Source organism: Ornithinibacillus sp. FSL M8-0202 (assembly GCF_037975285.1).
Taxonomy (GTDB): Bacteria; Bacillota; Bacilli; order Bacillales; family Amphibacillaceae; genus Ornithinibacillus; species Ornithinibacillus massiliensis.
Genome location: NZ_CP150248.1, coordinates 780,948 through 797,247, shown reverse-complemented (window position 1 = coordinate 797,247; position 16,300 = coordinate 780,948). Strand labels below are relative to the sequence as shown.

Genomic DNA, 16,300 nt, shown 5'->3' with positions numbered 1-16,300 from the left:
TAGCTGAAAAGGTGGGAGTTACATGAAATGTGGTGCTAAAAGGTATGTAGTCGAAGCGGAGCTTAATGGAACCAAATGGTTAAAAACGGTTATAGCACGATCACCTGCAGAAGCAAGGAAGAAGTTCCGTTTTTCCTATGGAAGTGACGTCTCAATAATCGCCGTTAAGCAAGTAAAGGGGCAATTAGAATACGTATAATAAATTGGTAGCCTTTATCATCAATAGGCGAGAAGACTCCCACCTCAAGGAATGGGAAATGAGTAGATGGGAGATGAATCGCCATCTCTTGTCCGACTATTCAAGTGCTTACATTCTTCCCTGAAATGACCTATCCACCATGCAAAATATGGTATAATAGGGATATCGTGATACAGGAAAGAGGTGAAGGCAATGCTCATCAAAAAAGCCTATAAATTCCGCATCTACCCAACAAATGAACAGAAAAGACAGATTGCGAAAACCATTGGCTGTTCTCGTTTTGTCTTCAATCATTTTTTAGTAAAATGGAACGACACCTACAAACAAACAGGAAAAGGACTGACGTATAACGCTTGTTCTGCTCAACTACCTCAATTGAAAAAAGAATTAAGCTGGTTAAAAGAAGTAGACAGCATCGCAGTCCAATCTTCCCTCCAAAACCTCTCTGATGCCTTCTCCAGATTCTTTCAAAAGCAAAACAAAGCCCCACGATTTAAGTCCAAAAAGCATCCGGTTCAATCCTACACAACGAAGCAGACCAACGGAAATATCTCCATTGTAGACAACAAAATAAAACTGCCGAAACTTGGTTTTGTTCGCTTTGCCAAAAGCCGTGAAGTACATGGTCGTATCATCAATGCTACGGTAAGACGTAATCCAAGCGGAAAATATTTCATCTCTATACTGGCAGAAACAGACGTACAACCATTAGCAAAAACAGCATCCGCTATCGGAATTGACTTAGGCATCACGGACTTTGCGATACTTTCTGATGGACAAAAGGTGGATAATCATCGGTTCACCGCCAACATGGAAAAAAAGTTAAAACGAGAACAACGCAAACTATCCAGACGTGCTTTGCATGCGAAAAACAACGGAATCAACTTACTCGATGCCAAAAACTATCAAAAACAAAAACGAAAAGTAGCAAGATTGTATGAAAAAGTGCTGAATCAACGTGCCGACTTCCTGAATAAGTTCAGTACAGCCATCATCAAAAACCACGATGTCATCTGTATCGAAGACTTGAACACGAAAGGAATGTTGCGCAATCATAAACTAGCAAAATCTATCGCTGACGTATCATGGTCTAGTTTTGTGACGAAATTACAGTACAAAGCGGATTGGTATGGTAAAACCCTGGTGAAAATAAGTAGGGGCTTCCCATCCAGTCAACGATGCTCTGCTTGTGGACATCACACTGGCAAGAAGTCGCTTGGGGTAAGGGAATGGACTTGTCCAGCTTGTCACATGCATCATGATCGAGATATCAATGCGAGTAAAAATATTCTAGCTGAAGGATTACGAATCGTAGCTTCGGCTTAAACCATATATAAAACCGTAGGGACTACGGGGATAGCTTGGTAAAGAAGAGAAACCGCTGTTAGTTAAGAAATACCACGAACAAGTACGCTCTGTTCCCAAGAATCCCCCACTTCAAACATCCTGCAAGGAGGTTAAGTGGGGGTAGTTCAATTTTGTATTGCACCTACAGTTACGTGAGGTTTTATAATGAATGTACGAACTTTAGAGGGGGATTATAATGGGAAAACAATCATACCTAATAGGGGAATTCTCAAAGCGTACTGGAATTTCGATTAGAACACTACATTATTATGATGAGCTTGGACTGCTTCGACCAGAGAAACATCCGACTTCTGGACATCGCTTATATAAGGATGAAGATGTGGTTACCTTGCAAAAAATTGTAAGTCTAAAGTTCCTAGGGTATAGTTTGGATACAATAGGTGAGATGTTAAATCAGAAGAGTTTTACAGTTAGCCTTAATAGCACCCTAAACCTCCACGTGAAAAAGTTAGAAGAAGAAAAAGAAAATATAGAAAGATCACTAGCCGCGATAAAGAGAACGATTATGATTTTGGAGGAGGAGGGAGAAGTAGAAAGTTCTGTATTACTATCATTAATTAGTAGTATACAAACAGAACCACACCAGAAGGAATGGTTGGAAAAATATCAGTTGGAATCCGTGGCAGAGCTTATAGAAAGTAAGACAGAGGATGAAAAATTAGCGATCGATAAAGAGTATATCAAAGTGTCAAAAGGTCTCAAACGCTTATATGGGAGACCGTTTGAGGATGAGGAAGTAAAAGAGCTTGTTGAATCGTATATGGAAGCAGTTTTCAAATTTTTAGGAGAAGATGTTGTGACAGAATTAGGGGAAATAGATTTAGAGGAAGAAAAGATAATGGAATTAGAGACAATGGTTCCATCTCCTTTTTCAAAAGAAGAAGAGGAATGGCTTGCCAAAGCGATGGAATATTATATGGAAAGATCAACGTAAAAACGTAGAATATAGGAGATAAAAACGATGGAAAAAAATAATGGTTTGAAACCTTTTCTTACACTCATAAAATCGACTAATGTCCCGAAATTAGCTCTCACGATAGGGTTAATTGGGAGCGTCATTACGACGCTAATCGGATTGACAATCCCGATGTTAACGGGTGAATTAGTCGACGGCTTTTCGTTAGAATCCTTGAGCATATGGATTATTATCGCGATTGTTGTGGTGTTTATTTTGCAGGCTGTCGTGGACGGGGTGTCTACCTATTTACTTGCAGCAGTTGGGCAGAGGATTGTTGCTCGGATGCGTGAGATGATGTGGAATAAAATGATTCGTCTCCCGGTTCGCTACTTTGATAAGCAGGCAAGTGGGGAATCGGTGAGTCGGGTAGTGAATGATACTGGTATTGTAAAAGATTTAATTTCCCAGCATTTCCCTCAATTTATTGGGGGCATTATTTCCATTATTGGAGCCGTTACGATTTTACTTATCTTGGATTGGAAAATGACATTAATGATGCTACTGGCCGTGCCAATTACAGCTGCAATCATGATTCCGTTAGGGACTAAAATGGCTAAGGTATCTAAAGGATTACAGGATGAAACGGCTACATTTTCTGGGATGATACAACATACAATTAGTGAAATTCGCTTAATGAAAGCATCGACAGCAGAATCTGTTGAGAAACAAAAAGGCGTAACAGGAATTGGTAAGCTCCTACAATTTGGATTAAGAGAGGCACGCATTTTTGCTTTGATTGGTCCTCTGATGTACACGGTAATGATGCTTGTTATTGTGGTGATTATTGGGTACGGTGGTATTCGCGTAGCAGAGGGATCGATGACAACAGGATCATTAGTAGCATTTTTACTGTATTTATTTCAGATTATTTTTCCGATTACGTCGTTCGCGATGTTTTTCACACAGTTACAAAAGGCAAAAGGGGCGACAGAGAGAATTATTACGATTCTGGATTCGGATGATGAAGCCGGGCAAAAAGGAATTGAAATGGATATAACGAATAAATCAATTGAAGTATCGGATGTTTCCTTTGCCTATGAAGATGGAGAACCCGTTCTTCATCATGTATCATTTCAAGCTAACCCTGGTGAGATGATTGCTTTTGCGGGTCCAAGTGGTGGTGGGAAGTCTACCATGTTTGCTTTGTTAGAGCGTTATTATGAGCCTACTTCAGGTGAAATCAGAGTTGGAAATACATCCATTCACCAATTATCATTAGCGTCATGGCGCAGTCAGATTGGATATGTGTCCCAAGAAAATGCGATGATGGCTGGAACGATTCGAGAAAATTTAACCTATGGGTTACCTGATGCCGACAGCATTCCGGATGAGCGCTTATGGGAAGTGGCGAAAATGGCTTATGCTGACGGATTTATCCAAGAATTCAGTAATGGAATGGACACAGAAGTCGGCGAGCGGGGAGTAAAGCTTTCCGGTGGACAACGGCAGCGGATTAATATAGCACGTGCATTTTTACGAAATCCTAAAATTTTAATGATGGATGAAGCCACTGCAAGCTTGGATAGTCAATCAGAGGGCATTGTTCAAGCGGCATTAACAAGGCTAATGGAAGGGAGAACGACCTTTGTCATTGCCCATCGATTATCCACGATTGTTGATGCAGATAAGATTATTTTTATTGAAAAAGGGACTGTCACTGGAGTTGGTACCCATCAGGAGTTAGTGGAAAACCATGAACTGTATCGAGAGTTTGCCGAACAGCAGCTAACGTAAAAGAAAAGGAGAGCTCTTCTAGCGCTACCCAAGCGTATTGGAGCTCTCCTTTAGTTATATTAAATCAAGATTATTACTAAAAAGAATGACAATTACTAATAGCAGAATGACTAAGCTAACAAACAGGATTGATCGTTTTCGTGACGTTCTCGCTTTCTCTACTTCACTCCACCTAACCGGACGAATTCCACTCAAAGAAAATACAATGATACCTGCCAAAATAACGGAGGTAATATTCCCTACTAGTAATAGAAGTGATCCATAGGCTTCCTTCCACAATCCAGATCCTATGGACATCCCCAAGACAACATTAGGTGGTATAAGAGCTACAGCGACCATGACCCCTACTAATGATCCTGGAAGTCGATTCAAAATGGATAATGCACCAGTAATTCCGGTGACAAAGGCTAATACCATGTCGGCAATGTTCACATGTGTTCTCGTTGCAAATTCATTGCTTTCTAATGGTACTGGGAAAAAGAAGGTAAACCCTATCGATATTGCTATAACAATTGCAACTGCATATAACAAGGTAAAGGAGGCACTCCGCAATAAGGAGAAATCCCCCAGTATAGATGAAAAGGCAATGGAAATTACTGGCCCAAGCATGGGGGCAATCACCATCGCCCCAATAATCACGGCAGGGCTATTTTGGATAAACCCAATCGTGACGACAACGGCTGCAATCATAATCATTAACGTATAATTTAGTGTAATATGGCTTGATTTAGTAATGGTGCCTAGTAATTCCTGTCTGCTGACACGCTGTAATTTTCTCGTGTTTTCCTCGGTTTCCTGCTGTCTCTGTTCTTTTTCCTCCTTTGATAATTGCTTCATATATGTATGAACAGGAAAAAGCAGCACTTCAAATCCTTCCGTAAGCTGTGCTTGTTTTTCCAGGTAATTTAATATTTCTTCGGTATCCTTTGTTCGTACTAGCACACGGATTAATGTACGTTCCGCTGTTTCCTTTGATATCCAATAAGAAACATGGGGATAGTTTTTCAAAGCTTCATCTGTCCGGTCAAAAATTTGTTCTGGGACATATGCCTCAATTAACTGTAATTCCATCGTTAGTTCTCCTATGCGTAATGTTTAGTAGTATCCTTTCCATAAATAGCTTGTATTAGAATCGATTGGGGGGTTTTAGGTTTGTGGTAAAAAATTCTAAATATTATGTTATGATGGTGTGAGCTAACGTGGGGTTCTAATGGAAAGAGCGACACGAATTGGCTATTGTGTGGTCATCGGAATAAAGTTAGTAAACTAGAAAATAGATGGTAGAGAAGAGGAAAAAATATGATTTCAGAGTTAACTAGAGATGCGTTTTATATGTGTAGGGATCTTTTAAATGAAGACGGGCAAATAGAAGCTAAAGCGGTAATAGAAGGGATCAATCCTGGTCGTGTATTTGTGGATGATCGTGATTCTCCTACTACTGGCATTATTTGGTTAGGTAATAATGATGGATTTATTTTTATTGGTAATGAGAAAAATGATAGCTTTAATTCCGAATTAAACCAATTTATTGATTCGGTGATTCGAGTAGAGACAAAGAAGGTTGGCTTGGGCTTTTTTGAAGGAATTGGTAATCATCCGAAGTGGAATGAGACAATTCTAAAGCTGTTTGAACATCGGCAAGTAGGTAGCTGGAAGCAAAGGGTTTATATTTTGGAATCAAAGGACTACAGAAAAATCTATGAGCCTGATATGGAACCAGGGTATGATATGGTGAAAATAGATGAATCTCTCTTTGAAAACAAAGATGGTTCGATTCAAAATATAACGGAAATACAAGATAAAGTGAGTGAAAATTGGGCATCAATAGAGATGTTTTTTCAAGAGGGAATTGGTTATGGCATTGTCCATGAAAATAACATAGTTAGTACATGTCTTTCTGGTTTTGTTGTAGAAAAAACACATAGTATCAATATTGAAACACTAGAAAAGCATCGAGGAAAAAAGATAGCGCAAAAATTAGCTCATGCCTTTGTTCAAGCGTGTTTTAAGAGGGAGTATACACCTTATTGGGATTGTATGGAATCAAATAAGCCTTCTATTGCCATTGCTGAAAATGTAGGATTTAAAAAGTCATTTACTTATCTAGGGTATGATTTTTACTTTTAATTAACCTTATCTAATGGAGAAGACAAAGTAATTAAGTGTTCTATGAAGGAGCGGCGTAATGATATGACGATAACGATAAAAAAATGTACCATGGAAGATTTACATATGCTTCAAGAAATTAGTTATGAAACGTTTAATGGAACATTTAAACATCAAAACACAGCAGAAAATATGAAAGCCTATTTGGAAAAGGCATTTAATTTAAAGCAATTAAAAAAAGAATTATCTACGATTTCCTCTCGATTCTATTTTGTCTATGTAGATGGAAAATTAGCTGGATATTTAAAGGTTAATACAGAGAATGCTCAGTCAGAAGATATGGGTGCTGAGTCACTAGAAATTGAGAGAATTTATATTAAGCAGGATTATCAAAAACATGGTCTTGGTAAATATTTAGTAAACAAAGCAATCGAAATTGCAATGGAACAGAACAAAAAGAAAATTTGGCTAGGTGTTTGGGAGAAAAATGAAAATGCAATTGCATTTTATAAAAAGATGGGGTTTGTTCAAACGGGATCCCACTCCTTTTATATGGGAGATGAAGAACAAATAGACTTCATTATGACCAAAACGCTTATATGATGATTTATAAAAAAAAGTTTATGATGGACTAACTTAGAAAATTATACTACAAGGACTCGACGTAAGGGATTGATTCGAAATGAAACAGGACTTGCTAAAAAAGGGAAAAGATAGAACGGTGAATGCTGAAAATCTGTACAATATTATAAAACAACATGCTATTTCTTATTGGCCAAGATTTGAAATAGTAGCTTTTGCGCTATATGATAAAGACGATGTTTACCTCTATAATCATCCCAAGTTTGATTGCGATAATGAGCCGTATTGTTATGTCGAATGGGATGAACAATTCAGGCGGTGCAGATACACTTATTTTGTATGAAGATTATCCGACAGCGATCGTGAATGTAGAACATTACAGCGATATGGAGCGTATTTATTCGATTGTCGTGCATGAGTTATTGCATGGATTCCAACACCTTCAAGGAGAAAAACGATTCCCTAATGAGTTACTAGGAATGAACTATCCATTACTAAAAGAAAATATAGAATTACGTAATAGAGAAAGGCAGTATCTTTATCATGCGGTGATGGCTACTACGAAGGAAGAACAATATCGTTCATTAACACAATTTATTGCTGCTAGGGAAAGTAGAAGAACGGTGATGGGGCAGTATTTAGATTATGAGCTTTCTATTGAAACAGTAGAGGGTCCTGCTTTTTATGTAGAATCACAGGCTTATCGTCATAAGAGCCATAAGGCATATGCGGATAGTTTAACGACATATCGTAGTAGTTTACTAAATAATAGCGAGTCGTCGAGGATGCTGCGCAAGAGTTGTTATAGCTCTGGATTATTCCTTTGCTCATTGCTTGATGAGCTTGCTCCTGCCTGGAAAGAGACGTTTTTTGCATCAGATAACTTGTTATATGACATGTTAAAGGAACTGGTGGAATGGCAACCTTATCGTATCCATGACTTAGAAATTAGTGACGAGACCATTTCAATTATAGAAAGTATTACAAAAGAAAAAGAAGAAATCTTTCTTCAATTTGAGCAAACAAAGGGGTACCATGTTTATATAAAAGGTGACATGGTTTCCAAAGGGTTCGACCCGATGAATGTGATAGTTAAGGACAATAAACGTTTGCATAAGCGTTTTATTTCGGTTGCGATTAATGACAAGGTTTTTCAAATTAGTCAGCCTGTTATGGTTGATAGTGGTGATACGTTTAGTGCGATAAAACAGCTACACCTAGTGCTAGATGAAAAATCGATTATTCGTGATGGGGTTATCTTTATGGAAGGTGTTGGGGAAGTGAAAGGGAACCTGGTGGAGAAAGATCATATGTATTATATCGTTTTAGAATAGAACGTGCTTCCTATTCGTCTTTGGACATGCTCAGGGGATTCCCTGAGCATGTGAGGACAGCATGAGCTTGCATATGCGCACTTTATACTTTTAACACCATTCTTACTGTCTTTAGGATGTGACCATCAAAATCATCATCAAACTCTTTGACAATCTTAAAACCTTTGGCTTCATAAAAGGTCTTTCCGATTTTATTATCCTTTTCGACATTAATATAAATCTCATTTACACCGTCTAACTCTTTCATCCCCTTTTGTAATAATGCTGAACCTAACCCCTTACCTTGTTGTTCTGGATAAAGATAAATAGCCCCTAACTCCACTTTTCCATCTTCTCTTACTGGAGAAAAGTTAGCAAAACCAACAACTCTGCCTTCTACTTCAGCTACAAAAAGAGTAGAATGTTCTAACCGCTGCTTCATCCTTTCATCATTGTAAGCCGATTTCAAGAAATTTTCTTGTACCTCTGAAGGAATTATTCCTTCGTAAGTAGTGTTCCAAGTTGTTTTTGCCACATCTTGAACTTGTTTTATATCTTCTGGTTGCATTTTACGAATTACATATGCCATTCTTATCAGCCTTTCCGCTTGTGCTTGATTCCAATAATTTTAAATAGTATAACATTTGTTCTGATAAATATGGACATTTTCTGTTAATGTATATGAAAAAAATGAAAAAGAGCATAATGGTGCTCTTTTTCATCTACTAAATAGTATGTTATGGACCCTCTCTAAATTGATTGCTAATTGTAATGCTATTTTATTTTTGTACTCGAGGTGAGGTTGGTTTTCCTTTAGTTAAGAAACGCATGCTTATCATATAGATCTATCTTTTCTTCTAATAGTGTTTCATCATTCATGTCGTACCAGTTTATCATCAAATAAATAGTGTTCAGTTTATTTGGTGAGATGGTTGTTTCTCCAGAGCTTTCGGTAATTCCAGTCGATATTTTTGCTATATTATTATCAAAATTATATTTAAATGTATTACTTTGAAGCAATACTTCTTCACCATCTATTTCAGCAAATAACTGTATCTGGTAAGAATTAGTTAGGAATTCTGAAGTATTCTTCATGGTTAAGATGCCATTTCCTGCTTTTATCTAGTTAGGTGAGATTTCTAGTTGATAAGGATTTACAATCCATTCTCCTTCACCTGTTAAGGAATAGTAATAATGATTAGTTACGACCGGTTCATTACTACAACCGACTAATGTTATGACCAATAACATAATCCCGAATACTTGCTTCATCCTATTGTCCTCACTTCTGCGATCATTGGTTTTTATTGGAAATTTCTATTTCATTATACCATATTGTTCAAGTAGGTGGGGGTTAATTATTCTCTGCCAATCTTCCTAATGGACCATCTTCCCTGATAATATCTTGAATTTCGTAAATAGAAATAGGAAATATTGGGAAACCAAACACATATGGCGTAATGTCGTATAGCTGGAAATAAATGACCAGAGTTTTATCTGCTAAATAGAAATCCTGGTTGGGGCTTATTACGGTAAAATCATCGATTAATTGGATATCGCGTTGCTCAATTTGTGCATGGATGATTTCGGAGAGCCTTGTGATATAATCACTACCTGGTTTAAAGAGGTCTTTTAGTTCAAGCTTTTTCCCAGTTTTTAAATCAAAGGATAGGGATCGTTTAAATGTCATCCCATGTGCCGCTCGATCATGGTAGGTATAATTGGTTAACAAGATACTGAGAATATCGCGTTGGTTGTTTTTGATTTCATATGTCCCAAGCATTTCTACCACCGTTTGTGGGGTATCGCCGGTTTGCAGATTGATTAAGGATTGCGTTTCTTGAATAATGGATTGATTGATAAAGTGTTGTAGATGTAGATTGTTCATTTGTACTACTTGAGGATAATAGACTATTTTTTTCGGACCTGCACTAATTTGTCGCGTTCTTATTTGAACGGGGAAGGAATTAGGCATATATCTCACACCTTTTTGATTAGTGTATTCATAGGTGAGGGCGATGTGATAATAAAGATATGGAGAGAAGTAAGGATAAATCCTTTATCGGAGTGGATGAGCGGAGTAAAATAGAATAAACAGTGGATTTTGGGAGGTGGATTAAGTGAATATTCAGTTGCAGGAAGTTGTTTCCAAGACGATATTGACCGAAGCAAAGGGCTATTTAGATGTTGGATTTACCCATTCATTAAATCCTTATAGTGGCTGTGGTTTTGCGTGTTTATATTGTTATGTTAGAGAAATGCCCATCCAACGATTTAAAGACATTCCATGGGGAGAATGGGTCCATATAAAAAAGAATGCGGCGGAGAATTACCGGAAAGAGATGCAAAAATTGCGTAAAAAGGATACAGCTGTCAATATATTTATGTCATCTGCTACAGACCCATATCAGCCTATAGAGCGGGATGCCCAAATTACACGAGGAATATTGGCAGAGATGATAGAACATCCACCTGACTTCCTACAAATCCAAACACGTGGACCGCTAATTGAACGGGATATGGATTTGCTTTTACAACTTAAAGAAAGATGTGATGTCCTCGTATCGATGACGATTGAAACAGATCGAGAGGATATGAAGCGGATTTTTGCCCCATATGCCCCTGGTGTAACATTGCGCTTAAAGGTATTAAAAAGATTGCATGATGCAGGGATACCAACCCAGGCATCTGTTTCACCAGTGTTACCATTTACTCCAAACTTTGCAAAGGTTTTGAAAGATAGGGTTGATCATGTTTGGATTGATACACTACGTATTGGGGATGGTTCGATGGGGCGACGATCAGCTAGGTTAGGGATGCCGGAATTGTTTGAGAAGCATGGCTTGTCCGAGTGGTATCGTCAGGATATTCATATTGCGGTTGAGAAATATTTTAAGAAATATTTTCCTGATGATAGGGTACGTGTTTCAAAGGATGAAGCTTTTCTGAAGTGAATGTGGCTAATAAAAACACTTATAATGGCTAAGGTTAGCGCGATTATAAGTGTTTTTTAATCATCTATGGGCTTTGTTTTTCTCGTTTAAGATTTCCATTGCACAACACATATCGATATCTTTTCGTATATGCTCTGGAGTCCATGGAATGTAAATATCCGGTTTAATTCCAGGTTCTGCACCAGGCTTCCGTTTATCGAGTAGATTTAATCGAGATGTTGGATACATCAATTGAAATTGGTTGTTCCATGTTATATCAATCAAATTAGAGTAATCATTGAGCCCCATCGTCGGTCTACCGAGTACGGTAATCTTCGGTGACTTCTTACACAGCCAGACAAATACGTCCCCAGCACTTCCACAATAATTATCCGTTAATAGAACGATATGCTCTGGGGATTTCGTTCCGGTTATTTCGTATACTTCCTCGTCCTCAATGGAAACGAATCCTTTCCCCTTATGTTTAACCCAGACTTCTTCTTTCCAGCGGGTTAAACTAGTACGATATTCCTCGTTATCTATCTTCGTAAGCTCCTCATTAATGGATTGAATCATCAAGTCTGCATTTCTATCTGTAATGTTGAATTTCATGAAGTAATCTTGCATATCTATCGTTATGTTATGGTCAGGGAAAAGATATTTTTCTAGAGATTGGTATGCAAGTGTACTTCCGCCATAATTAATTCTAACATCAATAATTAGATTTTTCGTAGCTGTCAGTTCCTGCTCATGCTTGGAAAGGAGTGTTGTCAGTGTATCTGGTTCATTGAAATCGGTTAGTGTCATACATAATGTATCTTCATCTACTTTCGTTATGGTGTGTTGTGGCACATATGCAGGCTTCTCATACGCTTTTAGTTCCATGAACTCTGTAGAGCCATCTAGGTGGATAATTTCGGCTACATCATAGTTTCGGATGATTTTTCGCCAATCCTCACGCTCTGCTTTCGTTTCCATTAATTCACGTTGATGTTTTCTTACTAGCTCCGGAATGGGCGTGTTGTTAAGGGATAGGATTGCATCGCCAGGCTTTAAACGTTTCTCTCCCGATAGTGTAGTGACATACAATTTATCTTGGTATCGCCTAACACGAAATCCATTATCCAATTGCTTTTGTGTTTCGGATTGGATGAGGTTGAAAAAGATATGTGGGTCCTTAAAATCTAGTAAATAGTCTTCCACGATTTTTAGAAAGGAGTGAGGCGTTAGGTTAGCATTTCTTTCTAGTTCCATAATCTTACTTTCAAATTCTTCTGGGTTATCCCAGCCTTTTTTATCAATATAACCAGCATAATCATGATGCATAATATCGACTACTTCACGAAATATTTCCGTATACAATGGTTTGTCCCCCTTGTCCGTGTTGGTTTACAATAATCGTAATATAGTTAGAAAATTATTACAATATGTCGTGGGACGGACTTTTGCCTCAGTCCTGGGGCGGAGGGGGAGTGTTAATCTAATCTTGCCTAAGAAATCAATTTAAATTCAATAATAAAGTACCATCCAACACGAACCATTAATCTATTCAACCCCAGGTAGTGTAGTCATTGGTGATGCTGACCATCCTTTAATCAATGAAAGTACGTCAATAATTGGGATGCTGAATCCAATGGTTCCAACTTCGGAGGCAGCTGAGTTAATGCCGATGACTTCTCCGGTTTTACTTAATAGGAGGGGACCACCGCTATTTCCGGGAGCGATGGGGGCGGAGATTTGGTAGGCATCGGAGTACGTATATGGTGGGAGCTCAAAGTCTCGTCCAACCCCACTGATGATGCCGGTTGTTACGGTGTTGTCTAAGCCAAGGGGATTGCCAAGTGCTAGTACATCCTCACCGACTTCTGCCTTTTCCATTCGTATGGATAAGGGCTCAAGACCTTGTAACCCTTCGACTCTTACTAGGGCGATATCGATATCACTACTAATGCCGATGACAGTTCCAGTAAATTGTTGTTCATCGGAAGTAACGATCGTCACCTCCTGTACACCATGAACAACATGGGCGTTGGTGATCACGTCGCCCATGTCGTTATATAAGAACCCAGAACCGATGGAGCCATCGGCGAGTTCAATTTTTACTACTTTCGTTTGTGCTTCTTGAATAATATCCTTTAATGCGGTTTCACCTGCTGTGTCTTCTTCAACCGAAGCATTATTATCTAAGAGAATGCTAGACGGTTGGTCAAGCTGACCAGGTATGGTGCCCTTGATCATGAAAAAACCGGTGATTCCAATTCCTAAAACGACAGCGGTTAGGACTAGACTAATAATCCATTGTTTATTCATTTGCTCCACTTCCCTTCCTTACAAATCGAAGTACCAGGTAATATTAGTGATTTCAATATAAGCCTCTTGGTTCACATCCTCCAGGACACCTTCGAATATTCCTTCATCACCTGGGTTTAATTCATACGGCTCAACAAATAATACGTCTTCAAAGAGAAAGTTCCCTTCTTCATCAAAGATAGCTAAATAAACGGTTAACGAATAGATTGGAACGGTGGCTGTACTATTAAGGGTACCGGAAATGGTGATGTCACCATTCTCTTCAAGCACGGCATCGAAGTAGGTAACTTCTACAGCTGCGGTACGATTGTGCAGGTCGTCTTGTACCGCCTGTTCTTCAAAGGCAGTGATTGCCTGTTCTATTTCATCTTTAAAGGCTAATAATTGCTCGTTATTGGAGCTATAATTTAATCCTTTATTCAACATAGCGAGTGCCTCTTCGAAATATCCATCCGTATAAAGCGTACTGGCCTCCTCGAAGGCAATTTGAACGATTTTATCCATAATCTCTGTTTTTACAGCTTCCGCTTCGGTATTGGATAATCCCTCTAGTGTATGGAGTTTATTGGCTAGCTCATCGATGTTCGTTATGGTAGGGAGCTCCAATTTTATTTTTTCAATCGTGATAGTTTCCTCTTCTGCCGTTATAAGGACTTCAAAGGAAGTGAAAAGCGGACTATTTTCGGCTGCAAGTTGATTGGTTAATGTCGTCAGCTCTTGTTCAGCCTGATCAAACTGTTGATTCGCTGACAGTGTCAAGGCAGCATCAAGCTGATCGGCAAATGTTTGGGCACGATTAACTTCGTCTAGGTTTTGTTGTAATACGTCATAATCTGGTCTGATTTCGATTGCATCTTCTAGCAGTTTAGTGGCTTCTGTAAAATTTCCTTCTAAGGCATTTGCCTCTGCCGTTTGTTGTAATTCTAGTACCTGATCATTTTTCCTTTGCTCTGATAAATAAGTGAAGATAAGGAAAACAGAAACCAATACGAGACTTATAAGGGGGATAACGTAAGGGAATAGCGAATGAGTGGTTAATGTTTTTTTACCATTTGTTTCAACCTGGGGTGGGCTAGTTTCATGAGAGTGTATCGAAGTATTCGGTGTTTCCGGTGACTGGATTTGTTCTGTAATTTGATTATCTTGGTCAACCTTTGCCCCACAATTTATACAAAAAGTAGATTCGTCCACTAATTTATCGCCGCATTGATGACAAAACATGTGACTTCCTCCTAACTGGTTACAGTAATAGCAATTATCCTATCCTATTAGAAATTCCCGGAGAAGGTGCTTGGGTTGCTTGGTTTTTTATTTGCATGATACGTAAATTATGCTTGTGGGATGTACCTTGTTTGATGGGAAAAGTATCGTTTGTTTGTTATGATAGATGTAATTGTTTTATAGATTTTTTTAGCAGACAGACCTTAAATACTCTACATAGACGAATACATTTGGTATCATAATACATATTCGTTAGGTATGGAGGACAAACATGGAGGATTTTATTACGAATTGGGTTGCAGATTTTGACTTGGAACCTGCGACTGCAAAATATCTTACTATTACTCTTAAGGTTTTAGCTATCGCTTTAATCTGTATCATTGCAAATTTTATTACGAAGAAGATTGTTGTAAGGATCATTACACGAGTCATTAGAAACAATAAATATACATGGGATAATGTGTTTATCGAACGCAAAGTCTTTCACAGACTATCACATATTGTACCGGCAATTATCATTTATCAATTTGCGTCGAGTTTTCCAAACTATGAAATATTGATTCAAAAGGCGTCTAACACATATATTATTCTTATTATGTTATTAGTAATAAATAGTACATTACATGCAATTAATGATATTTATCGTACTTTTGAAGTCTCTAAAACGCGACCGATTAAAGGATATATTCAAGTAGCCAATATTATTTTCGTCATCATTGGGTCTATATTAATCATTGCCAATTTAATTGGAGAAAGCCCGCTTGTTTTATTAGGTGGTATTGGTGCGTTATCAGCGGTTATTATGTTAGTATTCCAGGATTCCATTTTAGGGCTTGTTGCTGGGGTTCAGCTGACTACAAATGATATGGTCCGAGTTGGGGACTGGATTGAAATGCCGAAGTATGATGCAGATGGTGATGTAATTGATATTACGTTAAATACGGTAAAGGTACAAAACTGGGATAAAACGATTTCGATGATCCCTGCTTATGCGTTAGTTTCGAATTCCTTTAAAAACTGGAGAGGAATGCAGGATGCAGGGGGAAGAAGGATTAAGCGTTCACTATATTTGGATACGACAAGTATTGGGTTCTGCTCTCCAGAGATGATAGAGCGATTAAAACAGATTCAGATTGTTTCTGATTATATAACGGAGCGCGAAGCAGAAATTGAAGAATACAATCGCAAACATAAGGTTAGTCGAGAAAATCCGGTGAATGGAAGAGCAATGACAAACATCGGTGTGTTCCGTGCTTATGTTGAAAATTATTTAAAACGCCATCCTGGAATTCGTCAGGATATGACCTTAATGGTAAGGCAATTAGATCCGACAGAAAATGGGCTGCCACTGGAGATCTATGCGTTTACGAATACGACAGAATGGGCGGCTTATGAATCGATTCAATCCGATATCTTTGACCACCTATTCGCTATAGCGAAAGAATTCGGATTACGCTTATTCCAGAATCCAACAGGGAATGATATAAAATACGTCCGAGCAATGGAGACTGAAGAAGTGCACACTAGAGCTCCTGGACAAGAATAGAGATGGATAGTGGGAGCAGCACGTCAGAAA

At 38.3% G+C, this 16,300-nt stretch carries 17 protein-coding genes; 9 read left to right on the top strand and 8 right to left on the bottom strand.

Annotated features, from left to right (window positions below; all coding sequences use genetic code 11):
• The first annotated feature begins 22 nt into the window (after nucleotides 1-22).
• The 4 genes from MKY78_RS04040 (at nucleotide 23) to MKY78_RS04025 (ending at nucleotide 4,259) form a co-directional block, all read left to right on the top strand.
• The gene (locus MKY78_RS04040; RefSeq protein ID WP_339216427.1) at nucleotides 23-199 is read left to right on the top strand and encodes a hypothetical protein; all 177 of its coding nucleotides are present in this window, start codon (nucleotides 23-25) and stop codon (nucleotides 197-199) included.
• Between the two features lie 192 nt (nucleotides 200-391).
• Nucleotides 392-1,525, top strand: a complete 1,134-nt coding sequence (tnpB, locus tag MKY78_RS04035) for an IS200/IS605 family element RNA-guided endonuclease TnpB (RefSeq protein ID WP_339216426.1) — start codon at nucleotides 392-394, stop codon at nucleotides 1,523-1,525.
• Between the two features lie 217 nt (nucleotides 1,526-1,742).
• A complete protein-coding gene (locus tag MKY78_RS04030; protein WP_339216425.1) occupies nucleotides 1,743-2,501 on the top strand; it encodes a MerR family transcriptional regulator in 759 nt (252 codons plus the stop codon).
• 27 nt (nucleotides 2,502-2,528) lie between these two features.
• Nucleotides 2,529-4,259 (top strand): ABC transporter ATP-binding protein, encoded by a 1,731-nt coding sequence (locus tag MKY78_RS04025; protein WP_339216424.1) that lies wholly within the window; start codon nucleotides 2,529-2,531, stop codon nucleotides 4,257-4,259.
• Nucleotides 4,260-4,313: 54 nt separating this feature from the next.
• Here MKY78_RS04025 and MKY78_RS04020 read toward each other — a convergent pair whose 3' ends face one another.
• On the bottom strand, nucleotides 4,314-5,330 hold the full coding sequence (locus tag MKY78_RS04020) for a TIGR00341 family protein (protein ID WP_339216423.1): 1,017 nt from the start codon (nucleotides 5,328-5,330) through the stop codon (nucleotides 4,314-4,316).
• 228 nt (nucleotides 5,331-5,558) lie between these two features.
• Between MKY78_RS04020 and MKY78_RS04015 the strand changes: the two genes are divergently transcribed.
• The 3 genes from MKY78_RS04015 (at nucleotide 5,559) to MKY78_RS04005 (ending at nucleotide 8,281) form a co-directional block, all read left to right on the top strand.
• Complete coding sequence (locus MKY78_RS04015; RefSeq protein ID WP_339216422.1) at nucleotides 5,559-6,386, top strand: GNAT family N-acetyltransferase; 828 nt, start codon at nucleotides 5,559-5,561, stop codon at nucleotides 6,384-6,386.
• Nucleotides 6,387-6,449: 63 nt separating this feature from the next.
• The gene (locus tag MKY78_RS04010; protein WP_339217816.1) at nucleotides 6,450-6,968 is read left to right on the top strand and encodes a GNAT family N-acetyltransferase; all 519 of its coding nucleotides are present in this window, start codon (nucleotides 6,450-6,452) and stop codon (nucleotides 6,966-6,968) included.
• A gap of 215 nt (nucleotides 6,969-7,183) precedes the next feature.
• Nucleotides 7,184-8,281 carry a hypothetical protein gene (locus MKY78_RS04005; protein ID WP_339216420.1) on the top strand — a complete coding sequence of 366 codons (1,098 nt, stop codon included), beginning with the start codon at nucleotides 7,184-7,186 and terminating at the stop codon, nucleotides 8,279-8,281.
• A gap of 82 nt (nucleotides 8,282-8,363) precedes the next feature.
• On the opposite strand, the gene MKY78_RS04000 is transcribed toward MKY78_RS04005, so the two are convergent.
• From MKY78_RS04000 to MKY78_RS03985, 4 genes are all read right to left on the bottom strand, one after another.
• Nucleotides 8,364-8,849, bottom strand: coding sequence for a GNAT family N-acetyltransferase (locus tag MKY78_RS04000; RefSeq protein ID WP_339216418.1), 486 nt, complete (start codon nucleotides 8,847-8,849; stop codon nucleotides 8,364-8,366).
• Between the two features lie 224 nt (nucleotides 8,850-9,073).
• Nucleotides 9,074-9,355 (bottom strand): hypothetical protein, encoded by a 282-nt coding sequence (locus tag MKY78_RS03995; RefSeq protein WP_339216416.1) that lies wholly within the window; start codon nucleotides 9,353-9,355, stop codon nucleotides 9,074-9,076.
• Nucleotides 9,356-9,382: 27 nt separating this feature from the next.
• Nucleotides 9,383-9,532, bottom strand: coding sequence for a hypothetical protein (locus tag MKY78_RS03990; protein WP_339216414.1), 150 nt, complete (start codon nucleotides 9,530-9,532; stop codon nucleotides 9,383-9,385).
• A gap of 82 nt (nucleotides 9,533-9,614) precedes the next feature.
• Nucleotides 9,615-10,235, bottom strand: coding sequence for a DUF3298 domain-containing protein (locus MKY78_RS03985; protein WP_339216412.1), 621 nt, complete (start codon nucleotides 10,233-10,235; stop codon nucleotides 9,615-9,617).
• A gap of 145 nt (nucleotides 10,236-10,380) precedes the next feature.
• On the opposite strand from MKY78_RS03985, the gene MKY78_RS03980 reads away from it, so the two are divergent.
• Nucleotides 10,381-11,214, top strand: coding sequence for a radical SAM protein (locus tag MKY78_RS03980; RefSeq protein WP_339216410.1), 834 nt, complete (start codon nucleotides 10,381-10,383; stop codon nucleotides 11,212-11,214).
• Nucleotides 11,215-11,274: 60 nt separating this feature from the next.
• On the opposite strand, the gene MKY78_RS03975 is transcribed toward MKY78_RS03980, so the two are convergent.
• The 3 genes from MKY78_RS03975 to MKY78_RS03965 all read right to left on the bottom strand — a co-directional run bounded on the left by MKY78_RS03975 (nucleotide 11,275) and on the right by MKY78_RS03965 (nucleotide 14,724).
• Nucleotides 11,275-12,555, bottom strand: a complete 1,281-nt coding sequence (locus MKY78_RS03975; RefSeq protein WP_339216409.1) for a S41 family peptidase — start codon at nucleotides 12,553-12,555, stop codon at nucleotides 11,275-11,277.
• A gap of 183 nt (nucleotides 12,556-12,738) precedes the next feature.
• On the bottom strand, nucleotides 12,739-13,503 hold the full coding sequence (locus MKY78_RS03970) for a trypsin-like peptidase domain-containing protein (RefSeq protein ID WP_339216407.1): 765 nt from the start codon (nucleotides 13,501-13,503) through the stop codon (nucleotides 12,739-12,741).
• Between the two features lie 18 nt (nucleotides 13,504-13,521).
• Nucleotides 13,522-14,724 (bottom strand): zinc ribbon domain-containing protein, encoded by a 1,203-nt coding sequence (locus MKY78_RS03965; protein WP_339216405.1) that lies wholly within the window; start codon nucleotides 14,722-14,724, stop codon nucleotides 13,522-13,524.
• A gap of 271 nt (nucleotides 14,725-14,995) precedes the next feature.
• On the opposite strand from MKY78_RS03965, the gene MKY78_RS03960 reads away from it, so the two are divergent.
• On the top strand, nucleotides 14,996-16,270 hold the full coding sequence (locus MKY78_RS03960; protein ID WP_339216403.1) for a mechanosensitive ion channel family protein: 1,275 nt from the start codon (nucleotides 14,996-14,998) through the stop codon (nucleotides 16,268-16,270).
• The last annotated feature ends 30 nt before the right edge of the window (nucleotides 16,271-16,300 follow it).